This is a genomic window from bacterium (assembly GCA_012517375.1).
In the GTDB taxonomy this organism is placed as follows: domain Bacteria; phylum Hydrothermota; class Tepidihabitantia; order B3-TA06; family B3-TA06; genus JAAYVC01.
In genome coordinates this window covers 1-15,980 of record JAAYVC010000012.1, presented here as the reverse complement: position 1 = coordinate 15,980, position 15,980 = coordinate 1, and the positions used below count along the sequence as shown (strand labels likewise).

Annotated in this window: 9 protein-coding genes and 1 CRISPR repeat array; of the genes, 3 read left to right on the top strand and 6 right to left on the bottom strand. The window is 50.0% G+C overall.

Annotation, left to right across the window (positions count from 1 at the left end; genetic code table 11):
• Positions 1 to 662: 662 nt before the first annotated feature.
• Together GX441_01580 and GX441_01575 are read left to right on the top strand one after the other, a co-directional pair.
• Positions 663 to 2,639 (top strand): T9SS type A sorting domain-containing protein, encoded by a 1,977-nt coding sequence (locus tag GX441_01580; GenBank protein ID NLI97331.1) that lies wholly within the window; start codon positions 663 to 665, stop codon positions 2,637 to 2,639.
• A gap of 2 nt (positions 2,640 to 2,641) precedes the next feature.
• Positions 2,642 to 4,555 (top strand): T9SS type A sorting domain-containing protein, encoded by a 1,914-nt coding sequence (locus GX441_01575; protein NLI97330.1) that lies wholly within the window; start codon positions 2,642 to 2,644, stop codon positions 4,553 to 4,555.
• Between the two features lie 265 nt (positions 4,556 to 4,820).
• Here GX441_01575 and GX441_01570 read toward each other — a convergent pair whose 3' ends face one another.
• From GX441_01570 to GX441_01545, 6 genes are all read right to left on the bottom strand, one after another.
• Positions 4,821 to 7,934, bottom strand: coding sequence for an efflux RND transporter permease subunit (locus GX441_01570; protein NLI97329.1), 3,114 nt, complete (start codon positions 7,932 to 7,934; stop codon positions 4,821 to 4,823).
• A complete protein-coding gene (locus tag GX441_01565; GenBank protein NLI97328.1) occupies positions 7,931 to 8,788 on the bottom strand; it encodes an efflux RND transporter periplasmic adaptor subunit in 858 nt (285 codons plus the stop codon). Before GX441_01565 ends, GX441_01570 begins: the two co-directional genes overlap by 4 nt.
• Positions 8,785 to 10,062 (bottom strand): TolC family protein, encoded by a 1,278-nt coding sequence (locus GX441_01560; GenBank protein NLI97327.1) that lies wholly within the window; start codon positions 10,060 to 10,062, stop codon positions 8,785 to 8,787. The genes GX441_01565 and GX441_01560 overlap by 4 nt, the downstream gene beginning before the upstream one ends.
• The gene (locus GX441_01555) at positions 10,059 to 10,688 is read right to left on the bottom strand and encodes a TetR/AcrR family transcriptional regulator (GenBank protein NLI97326.1); all 630 of its coding nucleotides are present in this window, start codon (positions 10,686 to 10,688) and stop codon (positions 10,059 to 10,061) included. The genes GX441_01560 and GX441_01555 overlap by 4 nt, the downstream gene beginning before the upstream one ends.
• Positions 10,642 to 11,232, bottom strand: a complete 591-nt coding sequence (locus tag GX441_01550) for a hypothetical protein (GenBank protein NLI97325.1) — start codon at positions 11,230 to 11,232, stop codon at positions 10,642 to 10,644. Before GX441_01550 ends, GX441_01555 begins: the two co-directional genes overlap by 47 nt.
• 117 nt (positions 11,233 to 11,349) lie before the next feature.
• Positions 11,350 to 12,870: an NAD-dependent epimerase/dehydratase family protein gene (locus tag GX441_01545; protein NLI97324.1), complete on the bottom strand. Its 1,521-nt coding sequence runs from the start codon at positions 12,868 to 12,870 to the stop codon at positions 11,350 to 11,352.
• 540 nt (positions 12,871 to 13,410) lie between these two features.
• Here GX441_01545 and tnpB point away from each other — a divergent pair.
• Positions 13,411 to 14,565, top strand: a complete 1,155-nt coding sequence (gene tnpB / locus GX441_01540) for an IS200/IS605 family element transposase accessory protein TnpB (protein NLI97323.1) — start codon at positions 13,411 to 13,413, stop codon at positions 14,563 to 14,565.
• A gap of 191 nt (positions 14,566 to 14,756) precedes the next feature.
• A CRISPR array of direct repeats spans positions 14,757 to 15,980; the repeat unit is 30 nt; unit sequence GTCTGAAATGGACTATGGTAGAAATGTCGG.

Here is a 15,980-nt window from a genome sequence, read left to right as displayed (position 1 = left end):
GCGGCGGTCAAAGAATGAGGCCGAATAGCTACGATAGTCATACTTTTGGGTTAAATACCCGTCCTTAACGTACACCAAATTGAGGCGTTTCATAAGCAGGAGGCGGCTAACGCTTCACTCATTTCTAAGGGCTATTACCGGGCCCTTAATCTCTCGATTCCGACATTCGAATAACTCTAGGTGTCGAAAAAATGTGTATGCGACACAGTTGCCATAAAATCAATATCCCAGGCATTGAAATATCTGAGTGAAAAATTGGTCTTTAGATAAAAAACCGACGCTCTTTCTACAGCCGTCTACTGCCATGACAAACCGCATACCCTTAATCTAGCAGGCGGATGTTGGTGATGCCGATGCTGCGCAACCTTCGCCGATGTTGAGCCTAAGGTTGGACGCATCCGGATATTGTGCAATGACTACCCGCAGGGAAGATTTGCAGGAATGGCTTCTACAAGGGTCAAAGCAGGAACTTTTAAGGCATCTTTATTCTGTCCGATATACCTCGATGCGTGTACTTCCTGCGGCTCGATAAAAGAGGGAAATCAAACTCCCTGAAGACAGTAAGGATTATTTGAATCGTAAAACAGCCTCAAGCGTTGACAATAACGGCTCAGAGGTTAAACTTCTCGCAAATCTTAAACGTTAAAAAAAGGATGATATCTATGTATTTGGTACTTTCTTTGATATTTGGTCTTTCTGAAGTCAATCAGTCGTTTCCAAGCTTCCAGCAGCGCATGCTGCTTCACAAAGAGGAGCAGTATTCGAATCGCCTGTTGGTGTCTGGCGACTACTGGGATGGGGGTCATGACTTTGACGTACTTGACTACGACATCAAGATGACGGTCGATATACCTAATGATTCGGTATGGGCGGCTGTCATCATCAAGTTGAAGACGCTCTCGGATGCGCTTGACACCCTGCGGTTGAACTTTCACTGGTGCTTCATGATAGATTCAGTAAAGGAAGGAGCAAGGTCGCTTTCTTGGAAGCCTGTATCTATGGGAAACTTCAAGATAGCTTTAGGCCGTGATGTCAATGAAAACGAGACTCTCTTAGTGGCTGTATACTACCATGGCAGACCAAATACAAGTCAAGGAGGGCTATACGTTGTCTCTGAAGATTCTCCGTCATCGGTTACTTATACTAATTGCGAGCCCATGGGTGCGCGCAACTGGATACCGTGCTATGACTTGCCTTCGGACAAGGCGACGTTCACGCAGCGCATAACGGTTCCATCGGGCAACCAGGTTGTCGCCAACGGAGTTCTTGAATCCTCGCAGACTTCAGGTCCCTGGTGGACATATACGTGGCGTGAGCAAAATCCTCAGGCAACCTATCTTATAGCGTTTGCCGCGAGCAGGAATTTTCTCACAAGAGATACTTTTGCCGACGTCAACGGAACCCATGTCCCCATGAGAACGTGGGTGCTCGCCGTAAATGACATGCGGGACAAGTTCAATGTTACGCCGGGTATAGTCGAATACTTCTCGGAGATTTTTCCTCCCTATCCCTTTTCGGACCAGAAGTACGACCAGGTCCACGCGCCGATAGGCGGCGCCATGGAGAACACTACCTGTACGTTCATTAATACATATGCAGGCTGGGGTGAAATCTGGGATTGGGTAATTGCCCACGAACTATCGCATGACTGGTGGGGCGACTGGCTGACGTGCGCAACATGGGCCGATATATGGCTTAACGAAGGATTCGCGACTTACTGTGAAGTCCTCTGGTGGGAAGAGCTTTATGGTGATTATGGGGGGGAAGAGTACGCTCGCTATGTCATGAACACCTACCTGCAGTATGGAACCTCTCATCCAGTATACGATCCAGACGAGCTTTTTGGAGTGAACTCATACGAAAAGGGCGGAAGCGTTTTACACATGCTGCGCTGGGTTCTTGGAGACTCCCTGTTTTTTGCAGGTCTAAACAAGTATGCCCTGGATAATGCCGATGAGAGTGTTATAACCGATGATTTTCAGAACGTAATGGAAGAAGTCTCGAAAAAGGATCTAGACTGGTTCTTTGACGAGTGGATTTACGGTTCAGGACATCCCTACTATAGAATAGGCTGGAGACCCGCAAAAGGGTCCGGCGGAAAGTACAATGTGGAGTTTGCAATAGCCCAGACCCAGGATCAGAAGATGCATTTTTTCCCCTTCGTAATGCCGCTAGAGGTCGCCGTCTACTCGGCAGGGCATGAGTACATCTTTCCATTTACTGACAGCATAGGTTATCAGAAGTTCACGGTCGAGGTTCCTTCAAAACCCGATTCCTTCAGGCTTGATCCTCACTCCAAGGCCCTTTTTCAGTCCACTCAGTACGACGATATAGACTCCGTTCCGTACATACCCACCCATATTTCCGAAAATCATCAAGGAAACATACCGGTTTCCCTTGACGCGGACGGTATGTTCTCAGGTCTGCTTTGCGTGAGTTTTTCGCAGCCTCGTGAGGCATCCGTATCCCTCAGCCTTTTTGACGCGGCTGGCAGGAAAGTCAGGCCGCTTTACAGCGGCAGTTCGAAAACATATAAAAGGTTTTTTCCCTTATCGGACCTTCCGAACGGAGTGTATTTCATAAGGCTTGAGAACTCCCAAGGAGAATCGGTCACGACCAAGACCATAAAGGTGAGATAGCGATGATTGGTCTCAAGCTCTTACTGCCTCTTCTTTTCTTGTGGTCTCCGAAGGAAAAGAGCGGATTCGAGGAGCATCCTTTTTTTGGCTACGAGGATTTTGCTGCGGGTGACAGCATCCTTTATTTCGAGGTTGAGCATTACGATTTGAACCTCGACATCGATATTCCTGCAGAATCGATCTCCGCGACCGCGACAGTAGCTTTAAAAATGCTTGCGTCCTCGGATTCCATAAGACTCGATTTCGTGGGACTGGAGATATCGGACGTCAAAGAGGGCGCTGTATCGAGAAGCTACGAGCGCCACGATTCGGCATTGGTGATTTCGCTTGGCAGCACCGTGCCTGCCGGAACTGAGCTCGCTTTGACCATATCGTATCACGGAAAGCCGACCATGGCCACCGGCGGTTTCGGAAGGGGCATGTACATAGACTCCTCTTCGAGCAATTCGGCGGTTACATACACATGCAGTGCGCCGTGGGGAGCCAAGTACTGGTTTCCGTGCCAGGACTGTCCCCAGGATAAAGCAACCATGGAGATGTTCGTTACTGTCCCGGAAGGATACGAGGTCATATCGAACGGATTGCTCGCTTACTCATCCCTTGCCGGAGCCGACTGGTCATTCCACTGGGTTGAAGCGCATCCCATTGCCACCTATCTCATTGCCTTTGCCGCATCAAGGAACTATGCCCTTACAACCGACACCGTCCAGGTAGGCTCGGATAAGGTTCCCATCCATCACTGGGTGCTAAAAGCCGATTCAGCCGAGGTTACGCCGAAGCTCGCTGTGGTCTCCGATATCATGGAGTACTTCTCGGAGCTATTCTACCCCTATCCCTTCAAGGACGAAAAGTACGCCCACGTTTACGCGCCTGTGTCCGGAGCGATGGAGAACCAGACATGCACTCACATCAATACGAGTATCGCCTGGGACTGGGACGCCATAGTAGCTCATGAGTTTTCGCATTCGTGGTGGGGGAACTCAACCACCTGCCGCTACCTCAAACATATGTGGCTCAACGAGGGTTTTGCAACATATTGCTCCGCTTTGTGGATTGAGCACGCCGAAGGACCCCAGGCATACCAGGACTACTACGAGGAGCAGATAGCATCAGTCTATCTTCAGGCGTCTTCAATTCATCCGTATTCGATAATCGATCCTCCATGGCCTCAAATATACTCGGCACTGACATACGAGAAGCCTGCCGCGGTTCTGCACATGCTCAGGCGTATCGTCGGAGATGAAGACTTCTTCAGAGTCCTCAAGACTTACGGCGAGCGCTTTCAGGACTCCACTGCGGCATCGCAGGATTTCGAGAGTGTCGTTACCGAAGTAACCGGCAAGAACTACTCCTGGTTTTTTAATGAATGGCTCAGAGCGCCCGGGCATCCCCGTTACATGACAACATGGTCATCTCAACCGGACGCCGATTCATTTTTTGTCTCAATCCATCTTGCTCAGACGCAGAACTGGCCTGCGGACGTAGGAATCTTCACTATGCCGGTCGAGTTCGCCGTTATTCGCGGAAACGATACGTCTTACTTGTCCTTTGTCGACAGCCTGAAGGAACAAACCTTTGTATTCAGGACCGATGCCCAGCCATCCTCAATAGTCTTCGACCCTCGCGGCAACATACTCAAAAAGACCCAGGCGGGTATCGAGGATGGTTCGGAGCCCGCAGAGGTATACTTCGATTGTTCCCTGATCTCGCAAGGCGGCCTTACGTACTCGACGAACTTGCGCGAACCCTTCGACATCCTGCTTTACGACGCCTCAGGCAGAAAACTCCTCGCGAAGCATCTCAATGAATCCGCAGGCAAAATCGACTTAAAGGATTTCCCGAACGGCGTCTATTTCGTGAGGTTCGAATCGGAGTCGCATTCCGAGAATCTTAAGACAGTTCTCCTATCGAGGTGATTGAATCCAAAAATCACAAAGCTTGACTTGCTTTACAAGTTAGAGTTAAAAATAAATCACAAAAAGAGAAGAGCCAGTCCGTCCAAGTATGACCTAATCGACCTTATTGCCTTCAGAACCGAAGCATAATGTCTTGGGTTAAATGCTCGACTTTCTATACGCCCGCCAGCGTTCCCTGATTACGTCGTTTGCCGAGCCCTGACCGTCCATAATAAACGCGACGGATAAGATAATCCCGCGATAAAAATCTTTGAGAAGAGGGATTTCATGTTATCCTCCTTCTCGTTTTTTTACCGCCCTTTTTCATTTCCCTGCCTTTTTCAAACAGATAATAGAGTACGGGTATGAATATGAGAGTAAGCAGAGTTGCCACAAGAAGGCCTCCGAGTACGGGTCTTGCGAGCGGCGTGGTCAGTTCAGTTCCTTCGCCTATTCCAATAGCCATAGGCAGAAGTCCGAATATGGTAGTAAGCGCGGTCATTAAAACCGGCCTCATGCGTACGCGCCCTGCTTCCTTTATCGCTTCTTCAAGCGCCATGCCCTTGCCGCGGCGCAGCTGGTTCGTGTAGTCTATAAGCACGATGCCGTTGTTAACCACTACGCCGACCAGAACAATAAAGCCGAGCATGCTGAATGTATTAAGGCTCGTTCCCGTTGCGATAAGCATGGCAATACCGCCCACAAGGGCCAGAGGAAGCGTGAACATTATGATAAACGGGAAACGGAATGAGCCGAATTGAGCCATCATGATGAGGTAAACCAGAACGACTGCAAGCAGCATTACCCACCAGAGATCGCCGAAGGATTCCTTCATCTGCGAAAAACCGCCGGAAAGCCTCAGCTTAATTCCCGCCGGCGGGTCTATCCTGTTCAGGAAAGCCTGGACCTCATTCGAAGCCGAACCAAGGTCCCTGCCCTTGAGATTTGCGCCTACGGTGCGGATACGGTTTGTTCCCTTGTGGTGTATGGCGCTTGGGGTGGGCGCTCGCTCGATAGTGACCATATTGGAGAGGGGAACCTGGCCGACAGGCGTCGTGATTTCAATCGTTTCAATCTTAGATAGGATTGAGCGGTCCTGGGCGGAAAGCCTGATGCGTACATCGTATTCATCGCCTTCCACGCGGTAAGAAGTGGCTGAAGCGCCCGCCAGCTCGGCGCGCAGGATAGCTCCGAGCTCGTAAGGCGTCATTCCGAATCTCGAGGAGAGGTCGCGACGTATCTTGAAGATGATGCCGGGTCTACGGTCTTGCGCGCTCGTTCTTACATCAACAAGTCCGGGCATCATCCTCAGGGAATCCGCAATCATGACGCCCAGACTATCCGCCGTCTCAAGGTTATAGCCTTCTATTTCGACCACGATAGGTGTTGTTCCGCCGAGCGCTATGTCCTCGGCGCCGAAGGCCAGACTGCCAAGAGTCTGAGCGGCAGGCGTAATCTCAAGACCGGGCATATTCCTGGCCTTTTCGCGAAGCCAGGCCTCGATATCCTCCGAACTGCGCCTGCGCTTTCTCTTTTCAACAAGATGGATCATTATTTGCGCCTTCATACCTGCGACTCCTCGAACGGTTGAAACAAGACCCTCGCCGCTGCCTATAGTCGACTGCATTACGTCAAGCTCAGGAATGCTATCAAGAACCAGTTTCTCCATCACTCCCACGCGGCTTTTCATCTGTTCGAGCGAGGTCCCCGCTTCAGCGGTAATATCAACCGTTATCTCGCCCCTGTCCATGTTGGGAAAAAAGTCCTTCTGATGGAAGAATGTCGCCCCAATAGATAGGACAAACAGGGCCAGTCCCAGAAACACCGTATAAGCCTTGTGATTCAACGCCCAGGCGAGCATCTTGGAGTATGTGTTTTCCAGCCAGGAGTAGAATCTTTCAGAGAATTTCTGGAATTTATTCTCCTTCGTTTCCTTCTTCATGAAGCGCGAGGTGGCAAGAGGTATGAACGTAAGAGCGACGAGAAGCGAAGCGGAGAGCGTAATAATCATTACCCATGAAAACTCCTTGAAGAGGACGCTTACAAAGCCGCGAAGAAAGAGCAGAGGAACGAATACCGCTATGGTGGTTATGGTCGAAGACGCGATTGCAGCCCCGACCTCCTTCGCTCCGGTTTCAGCTGCATCGACTGGACTCAGCCCTGACTGATTATGCCTGAATATAGCCTCGAACACTACAATCGAGGCGTCTACCACCATGCCAATGGCCACTGTCATACCCGCAAGGGAAAGTATGTCTATCTTGAATCCCGCCACGTCGATTCCGATTATTCCTATAAAGACCGAAAGAGGTATCGAAATCCCTACGAAAGCGGTCTGGCGCATCCTTCCCAGGAACAAGAACAGGACGAATGCCGCGAGGATGGCACCCGTTATAAGATTCCAGAACGTGCTGTTAAGCGAGGTTTTGACGAATTTCGCCGAATCGTAAAGGATGGTTACTTTGATCTCCTTAGGCAGTTCCTTCTTTATCGCTTCTATCTCATTAATGAGGGCTTTTGAGAGATTGATGGTGTTAGCGCCTGATGACTTGTGAATCATGATGGATACGCCTGGAATAGCATTGATATTGAAGGCGGATTTGGACTCGGTACGCGACCAGTCGGCGCTTGCGACATCGGCGAGATATACGGGCAGCCCTCCCTTTTCGCCGACAACGGTGCGCTTTATCTCATCCAGGCTTTCATACTCGGCGACCAGTCTCAAATCGAGTTCGCGGCCTTGCTCGGTGATGCTTCCGAGCGGGTAATTCAGGTTGTGAGCCTTGAGCAGTCCTTCTATGTGCAGAGGGCTGATATTGTACGTAGTGAGCTTCCTTCTGTCCATGGAGACAAGAACTTCCCTTTTTTCGCCTCCCAGTACGTCGGCCGCCGCAACATCACGCACCCTCTGCAGCCTGTCCGAGATTTTTGCCGCAATCTCCCGAGTGTGCACTGGGTTCTGGCCTCCGGATACGCCGACCATCATTTGGGGAAGAAGGGAAACGTCGGTTTCAATAATCAGGGGATCATGAACCTCAGCGGGCGCTTCGCCCAGAGCTATATCGAGATTGTCCCTTATCTTGGGCATAATCTCCCTCATGTCCGTTCCCCATTTGAAGGTTAATTGTATGTAGGCCAGGTTATCGGTAGCGTTCGATTCAATCTTGTCAAGGCCCGATATGGTTCCAAGCCAGCGTTCGGCTTCATCGATGACGGTTTTTTCAACCTCCTGGGGACCTGCTCCGGGATAAGGTATCATAACCATGACCGTCGGCATCGTAAATTCTGGAAAGAGATCGACCGGAAGCCTGCCGAGGGAAATAACCCCGAAGCCTATTACCGCCACAAGAATAGCGAATACCACGTAAGGGTACTTTATTGAAAACTTCGAGAGGTTCACTTTTCCACTGTCCTTATCTTCTGTCCGGAAACGAGATTCTTACCTCCAAAGGTTATTATCCTTTCGCCCCTGCTCAAGCCGCTCAATATCTCGGTATTTTCGGCGCCAGTGATTCCCGTAACGACCTTTCTTTCCACCACGCTGTCGCCTGAGGCTGCAAAAATCTTTGAGTCATCAAGCGCAGAGTTAGGCACCGCAAGAACCCCTTTCTTTTCCTCAAGAATCAGTCTGACGTTGACTGAAAGTCCTGAAACGAGGTGCGATGACTCCTCAATAGGAGTGAGTTTTATCGAGAATGTCCGGGTTACGGGATCGACCAGCGGGGTCTTTGAATTTATTCTTGCGGATACTGTATCCGAGTTGACCATGACTAGAGCCTTATCATCAATCTCTATACTGGCATAGTATTCTCCGGCAACGGGCACCTCTATCTCCGTCTTGGAAGGATCTATAATCGCTGCCACTGGTGTTGAGGCAGCGACAGGCTCGCCTTCCTTGACCATCAACCGGGCTACAAGACCGGATATCGGCGCTTTTACTGGTTGAGTCTGAAACTCCAGTCCCACCTCCTCGGGCTGGAGAACCATGATGACCTGATCCTTGTAGACCCTTGAACCCTCCTTGACGTTTATGTGCAAGACCTTTCCGTAAGCCCTTGATAAGGCAGCCGTCTGCCTCACGGGTGCAACGTATCCGACCAGGTCGATTGTTTGGGCGACCGTTTGCGTATCGACCTCTGTAACCTCCACCAGGGGCGGAAGGGTTTCTTCCACCTTGCCTTTTTTAGGCAGAAATACAACAATCAAAACGCCTGCTGCAACTACTGCGATTCCAGTAATTATCCACTTCTTCAATTTCTTCCTCCTGTTGCTTTAGTCAAACGCTCGCGCGCTATAAGTATATTCTTTTCTAGAGACAGCCTGTCCACCCTTGCTTTCCTCAAGCCAAGCTGGGCGTCGATGAGGTCGATGTCCGATGCAAGACCTTCCCTGTATCGTTTGCTCACAATAGAGACGAGCTCCTCCGCCTCCTTCTCCCTGGCTTTTGCCGCTTCGAATCTTGCAAGGGATGTCTCATACAAACCTTGAGCTTCCCTGAGCTCCGACTTTATCTGCATAATCAGAGCTTCCTTCTGAATCGCTATCTTTTCCTTCTCCTTCTCGAGCCTTTTTACCTCCGCATAGTTGACGAAACCTGAAGATATTGGCGCCTGTGCGGCTATTGAGTACGACCATCCTGACCCCCAGTCTCCTCCCGTAAGCGGAGACCGCTGGACCGTGTAGTTAGCGCCTATTCCTATTGCCGGCAGCGCCTCCCTCTGTTTGAGTTTTATCTGACGGTCAAGCATTTTTAATCCAAGTTCAAGCTGCAAGAAGGCAGGTCTTTTGGACAACAGGGAATCCAGATTGTATTCGGCGCTCGTTTTTTCATCCGCTTCCGCATTGCTTTTCTCCAGCGCCAGCAGCGTGTCCTCCCCGAGGTTAAGGAGTATCGCGAGCTGGGAAAGCAGTTTATCCCTCTGGTTTGTAAGATCGACAAGCTCAGGCGTCAATTCTTTTTCCTTAGTTCTAACCTTAAGGAGATCGTACTGCGACACCAGACCCTGATTATACTTGTCCTCTATCTCCTTCGAATGAGTCTTGGAGTTATCCAGGGCGGACTGTGTGAGTTCCATTGCTTCGTCAATATAAAGAATATTGTAGAATATTTCCGCAATATCCATCCTTAACGCCCTGGCCTGCTCAAGGGAATCGAGCCTTGAAAGCTCTACCGCTTCCCCTGCAAGGGCATATCCATGGAGCCTGCGTCCGAATGTCCATACCGGCAGCTGGACCCCTGCCTGGAGCAGCTCAATTCTTTCATCGCCCAGGGTGAACTCTATCGGTATGCCCGAAATGTCGGTCTTGAAGGATGGAATCTCATCCATACGCATGTGCTGAGCCTGTGCCGTGAATTTGGGAAAGAACTCCGAGAGAACTTTTTCCTGTTCTATGGCTTTTTGTTCTATAGTGACGCCTGCAATTCTTGCGTTCGGCGCGCATCTGTATGCTCTTTCGAGCGCCTGGTCGAATGAAAGCGCAAGTGTATCCTGATAGGATAACAGAAAAATTAAAATCAAGGGATTCAAGCCATTATTCCTTTGAAAAGAATGTCTTTGACAAAAGCCATTTCGAGCGAGGGGTCAGAGGGAGTGTCCGATATGAGAAGCGAGTGGACGTAGCAGTACTCCAGAAGATGAAGGAACAGTCCCGCAAGCTTCATGGGATCGAGTTTTCTGAATTCACGGGAATCAATACCCGATTTGAATATAGAGGAAAGATTAACCTTCAACTCCTCTACGAGCGGGAAAAAATGGCGGTTGAGATCATCCTCGATTTCATCGGGGGTAACACCGGCCAGGGCGAAGATGGGAATCTCTTTGGAGCGCGGTTTCTCAGCAAAAGCGCTAAGGCTCGCTTTCAGAACCTCTTCCAGAGCTTCCTTTGCGCTCCGCCATTTCTTTGCCTTTACCTCCCTGACTACCTCTGAGAAGGAGGTAACCTTTTCAATAAGCAGGGAAAGATATATCTCGCCCTTGCTTCTGAAATAAAGGTAGAGGGTTCCTTTTGCCACTTTTGCCTCTGCCGCCAGTTCATCCATGGATATTTCCTTAAAGCTCTTGTGACGCATCAGGCGGGCTGCCGCTTCGAGTATGCGTTCACCCTTGTTAGAATCTGAATCTTGCTGCAAGATATACCTCCATGAAACGTTCATCTACGTCATCCTTGCCGAATTTATCTACGTCCATCGAAAAGATGTGGCGATGGTTAATGCCCAAATCCAGTAGAAGAAACTTCCACGGCCTGAACATGACAGAGCCGCCCAGAAGGACCCCGACGTTTTGCGCCCGCATGAATACGGTGTCTGAAAGGGTATCCTTGGGCGGAATCGCTACGACCTTGCCGTCTTCAAGCATCCGCCACGGAGTAAAAAAGCCGCCTGTCCTGAGCTTTATTCCGATAGGCCCAGCTAGATAAGGCCATGATTCAAAAACGGCTGATGCATCAAAGAAATAGCCTTCCCATCTCTGTAGCTTCTCAAGCGTATCCTCAGCAATCGTCCTCTCGACGCCGAAACGACGGAACCCTAAATCTACGCCGATTCCGGGCAAAATATCCCGGACCCCTAATTCCGCACAAAATGATAACCTGGGGTCGTAATCCTCGATATCGTTTCCGAGCCCCTTCTCAAGGGCGGCGCCTGCGCCCGCCTCTAAACCTAGAGAAAAAAGGGATAATGCAAGCAATAATCCTGTCACTTTTCATCCTTGTTGATAATTACATTGACTGACCATTCAGTCAATGACTGACCATTCAGTCAATGACTGACCGGTCAGTATAATGCTCATTGAGGTGTTGTCAACCGGGGTCAGCATCTAAAAGACTTCCTTAAGACATTCTTCTTCAAGATAGCAGTGTGATTCATCCGGGGAATGCGTGTTGTAGTAAGCCTGAGCGAGGAACGGGTTCTTCCGGGCAATCCTCGCGTAGTCCCAGGGTGGCGGAGAGCATTCCGGACACCAGTGCCCGGCAAGAAGGACGAGCGCCACGCTCGCCTCGAACTCATGCCCGAATGCGCACCGCCACGAAAGTTTTTCGCTTCTGTCGCCGCAATACTCAGATGAAAGGCACTCTCCGCCCCTGAAGACAGCTGCCTTCCTCAGCTCTTCAATGCTTAAATCATCCACGGATTTGCTTTCGTCGTATCCGTGATCGAGAATCCTTAAATTGCTGCACGAGTCTGCATCGACTGATGACCAGTCTCCCATCCTGCTCCATTCATCCGCCGAAGAATAAAACGCCTTAATCCTGTTCGGCATCTGGTCCGGATGGGTTATCCAGTAAAGCGGACCGTCCTTGCGGGAGGCCATTGGCCTCATCACTAATTTCTTTATCAGGGATTTAGGCACTATCTTGCCCAGTTTAATGTATCCGGGCAGCGCATCCTCAACCTGCCTGAGATGGTCCTCGTAGGAGTCGCGCTGATGTCCGAGGTAGCCGTTCAGGATATGAGAGTCCGCATACCATGCGCAGTGGAAATTTCTCAATGTGAACCAGTTGCGGTCCATCAACTTGCGGTAATCGCCGAGCCCGAGAATCTTCATCATGCGTTCAAGATAGTCCATGTACACGAATCTTGCAGACGGGCCGCCGGTCTGGTTGTATACCCTTCTCCAGAAATCGGAGTCAAGCGGCTGGTCGAGCGTACGCACGAGTCCGTAGCCTGCGTCCCTTGCCGTACACATCTCTATGCGCTGTTCAAGAGGCTGATGGAACATTATCGGGTCCATTAGTGAGCGCACGTCCGGAATCGCTATATACGTCTGCCTCATCGAGACCCAGCGCCTGATGCCCGATTCGACGACCTCGCGCTCAGCCGCAATCTTTGATATGGCGTAAAAATCGAAGACCGAAGGCATCAAGGGATCGCCAGCGCGTATGAGAGCGATAGGGGGTAGGCGGTCTCCGTAGAACGCTACAGAACCTATGCTCACGAGCGTTATGCGCTCAGCGCCTTGAGGCTCCGCCTTTATGGCCTTGATGAGATTCTCGGCCCCTCCGTAATTGACCCTTCGGGCAAGCGCCGGGTTGTGATCGGCTGCAGGCGAGATGAGCGCCGCAGGATGAAGCACATGGTCAACACCGCGCACCGCTTCCCGCACGTCCTCATACTCGGTCAGATCGCCCCAGACTATCTTCAAGCCCCCCTCAGCCGACTGCACGACGCCATTCCCGGAGATGCTCCTGATCCCGACATCCTTCTCATACGGTCTGAAAAGCCTCTTTTCGAGCTTATTCGGGAGCAAAAGCAGAACAATATCGCAGCGATCCCTGCGTTTCCACAGCTCCTTGAACGCCTCGAATCCCATTGAACCCGAAGCTCCTGTGAGGAGCACTTTCCTCTTCCTTTGCGTCATCTTTTTTGCACCTTTATATTTATAAATTCCAAAGACGTCATCGTCACATTAGACGACTGACTGGTTAGTATAGTTAACTTTTGAGGTTTGTCAAGTATATTAACTATTAACTCGATAAACCATATTAAAACGACATTTGGAGGCTGCTCAAAATACACCCTTACTCTGCCCCCCCCACCTTTATCCTCCCCCACCGGGGGGAGGGTGTAAGCAAGGAAGCTTCCTCCCCTGGCGGGGAGGGCTGCGTTCTGGAAGAGCGCTGAAGGGAGGGGGTATGATAAATCAATTGGCAGTCACCCTGAGGTCTAATGCCGAAGGCGTTGGACCGTGAGGGTCTCACTAACTCGACACTTTGATATTGCTCACTCCGCTAGCCATTGAGATTCTCACGTCGCTTCGCTCCTCAGAATGACATAGCAGGGAGGATGGGTGAAACCCCTAACCTGTCGCTTTTTTTACGCCTTAACTCGTTGATAAGAAGGGGCTTGACAAGGTAAAAGTCGAGCGTATATTTCAAATATGCTGTTGAGTCATAAGATAGCTTTGGCTCCTACAGCCGAGCAGGAGGCGTACTTCCGCAGGGCTTGCGGAACCGCAAGGTTCGTCTACAACTGGGGGCTTGATAGATGGAAAAAGTGGTACGAGGGTTGGAAGGAGTTATCAGAAGATCAAAAAAAGACAACATCAAAACCTAGTAAAGAGGCTTTAGGAAAAATTCTTCGACGTGCCGTCATGTTTAATCCAGGATGGTTTTGGTTAAGAGAAGTAGACTCACACATTCCAACAGGTGCTCTCAGAAACCTTGGTGCTGCGTTTGCAAATACTTTCAGGCGGCTCAAACAAGGCCAGAAGCCCGGCTTTCCTAACTTCAAAAAGAAGGGGATTCACGATTCGTTTTACGTTCACAACAGATGCATGGAATTCAATGGCAAACGCCTGCTTCTTCGCAGGGGCAAGATAACGGGACCGACGACAATCAAGATGAGGGAGGTTCTTAGATTCGAGGGTAAGATTCAGGGCGGGGCTATAAGCCGCGAGGCTGACAGGTGGTTTATTGCCGTGCAGGTGGAGGTCAAGGATTACGCGAAGCCTAGAACGGCGGATAAAAAAGTCGGGATAGACCTTGGAGTGCTGCGCGCCGTAACCACGTCGGAGCAGGGCATTGTTTACGATTCGCCGAAGCCTTTGAAGACAATGCTCTACAGACTCAAGCGAAAGTCGCGCCAGCTTACGAAAAAGAAGAAAGGTTCGGCGAACAGAGAGCGGGCAAGAAACCAGCTTGCCAGATTGCATCGAGATATTCGCAATATCCGGCAGGATTTCCTTCACAAGACGACGACTCAATTGTGCAGCGAAAACCAAGCGATAATGATTGAGGATTTGAACGTGAAGGGTATGCTTGCAAACCGCAGGGTTGCGCGGGCGATAGGCGATATAGGCATGTTCGAGTTCCGCAGGCAGTTGGATTATAAAACCAAGATATACGGCTCGGAACTCGTTGTTGCCGACCGCTGGTTCGCGTCGTCGAGGACGTGCAGCAAATGCGGTTCAAAGAAGGATGAGTTAAAGTTATCTGAAAGGGTTTTTCGCTGCTCCAGCTGCGGCCTTGAGATTGACCGCGACCTGAATGCGGCCATAAACCTGTTGAACTACCCTGAGGCACAGGGAAAGTAACGCTTGTGGACAAGGCGGCTCTGTTTTTTGGGAGTAATTCCGGAAAGCAACCAGCTTGGTTGAAACAAGAATTCTGCCATAGCATGAAAGTGGTGCAGTCGAACCCCCGGGGATTTTGCGCTACCGGACATCGACTGCAAAATTTGAATTTGGTACTCTGCAACTCGAACGGATTCGGAACTTGGATTTGCGTCTGAAATGGACTATGGTAGAAATGTCGGCAGCGATCCGATGCGGATTGATTATTTGCTCTTGAGTGTCTGAAATGGACTATGGTAGAAATGTCGGTTAAGGTCTTTGATGAGACGCGGGATATCGAACCACGTCTGAAATGGACTATGGTAGAAATGTCGGACCCATACGCGCTCGCGCGAATCATCGGGACGGTTGTCTGAAATGGACTATGGTAGAAATGTCGGTCCTTGATAGAAGGGTAATAACCTGGGAGGTCTTTGATGTCTGAAATGGACTATGGTAGAAATGTCGGCACAATCGAATGGCTGTGCGCTCAGGCTCTCATGGGCGTCTGAAATGGACTATGGTAGAAATGTCGGAGCTCCTCTCGACCGGAAAGATCACCTATTCCGGCGGTCTGAAATGGACTATGGTAGAAATGTCGGCTGACCGACGAGGAAAACGAAGCCAATATGTTCACGTCTGAAATGGACTATGGTAGAAATGTCGGTGCCAATCATCCTTTCGGGCACTCGAAATGGAGCGGTCTGAAATGGACTATGGTAGAAATGTCGGTGAATATTGCGTTAAACACCTTGGTCAAGGCGTTCTGGAGTCTGAAATGGACTATGGTAGAAATGTCGGTCCCCCAGGACGAGACAAAAGATTCGTCATCGGCAACAGTCTGAAATGGACTATGGTAGAAATGTCGGCATTTTTCTTCAAGTCTTTTTATTTCAGCTTCGGATGTCTGAAATGGACTATGGTAGAAATGTCGGTTCGGAAGGGTTCTTGGCTGGGTCGCCATCGGTGAGTCTGAAATGGACTATGGTAGAAATGTCGGTTTTAAGATTCTTTCTGCAATAATCGTGGAGCTGCGCGTCTGAAATGGACTATGGTAGAAATGTCGGTCCCGATAAAGTAAAGATGTATGAATTGTGGAGAAAGTCTGAAATGGACTATGGTAGAAATGTCGGATATATCCGCGCACGCGAGGCTCGACGAAAGGCATTGGTCTGAAATGGACTATGGTAGAAATGTCGGCCTTTTGCGCCGTCGAACGTTCCTATGGGAATGCTTGTCTGAAATGGACTATGGTAGAAATGTCGGTCTGAAAATTCGGAAACATTATGTAAATTCGGGTAGTCTGAAATGGACTATGGTAGAAATGTCGGATTAGATGGGCGTATAATTGAGATGCGGCAAGCGTTGTCTGAAATGGACTATGGTAGAAATGTCGG

Coding starts and splice junctions, on each gene's coding strand:
- GX441_01555 (NLI97326.1), bottom strand. CDS start 10,688: ATGAACGTTTCATGGAGGTATATCTTGCAGCAAGATTCAGATTCTAAC.
- GX441_01575 (NLI97330.1), top strand. CDS start 2,642: ATGATTGGTCTCAAGCTCTTACTGCCTCTTCTTTTCTTGTGGTCTCCG.
- GX441_01580 (NLI97331.1), top strand. CDS start 663: ATGTATTTGGTACTTTCTTTGATATTTGGTCTTTCTGAAGTCAATCAG.
- tnpB (NLI97323.1), top strand. CDS start 13,411: ATGCTGTTGAGTCATAAGATAGCTTTGGCTCCTACAGCCGAGCAGGAG.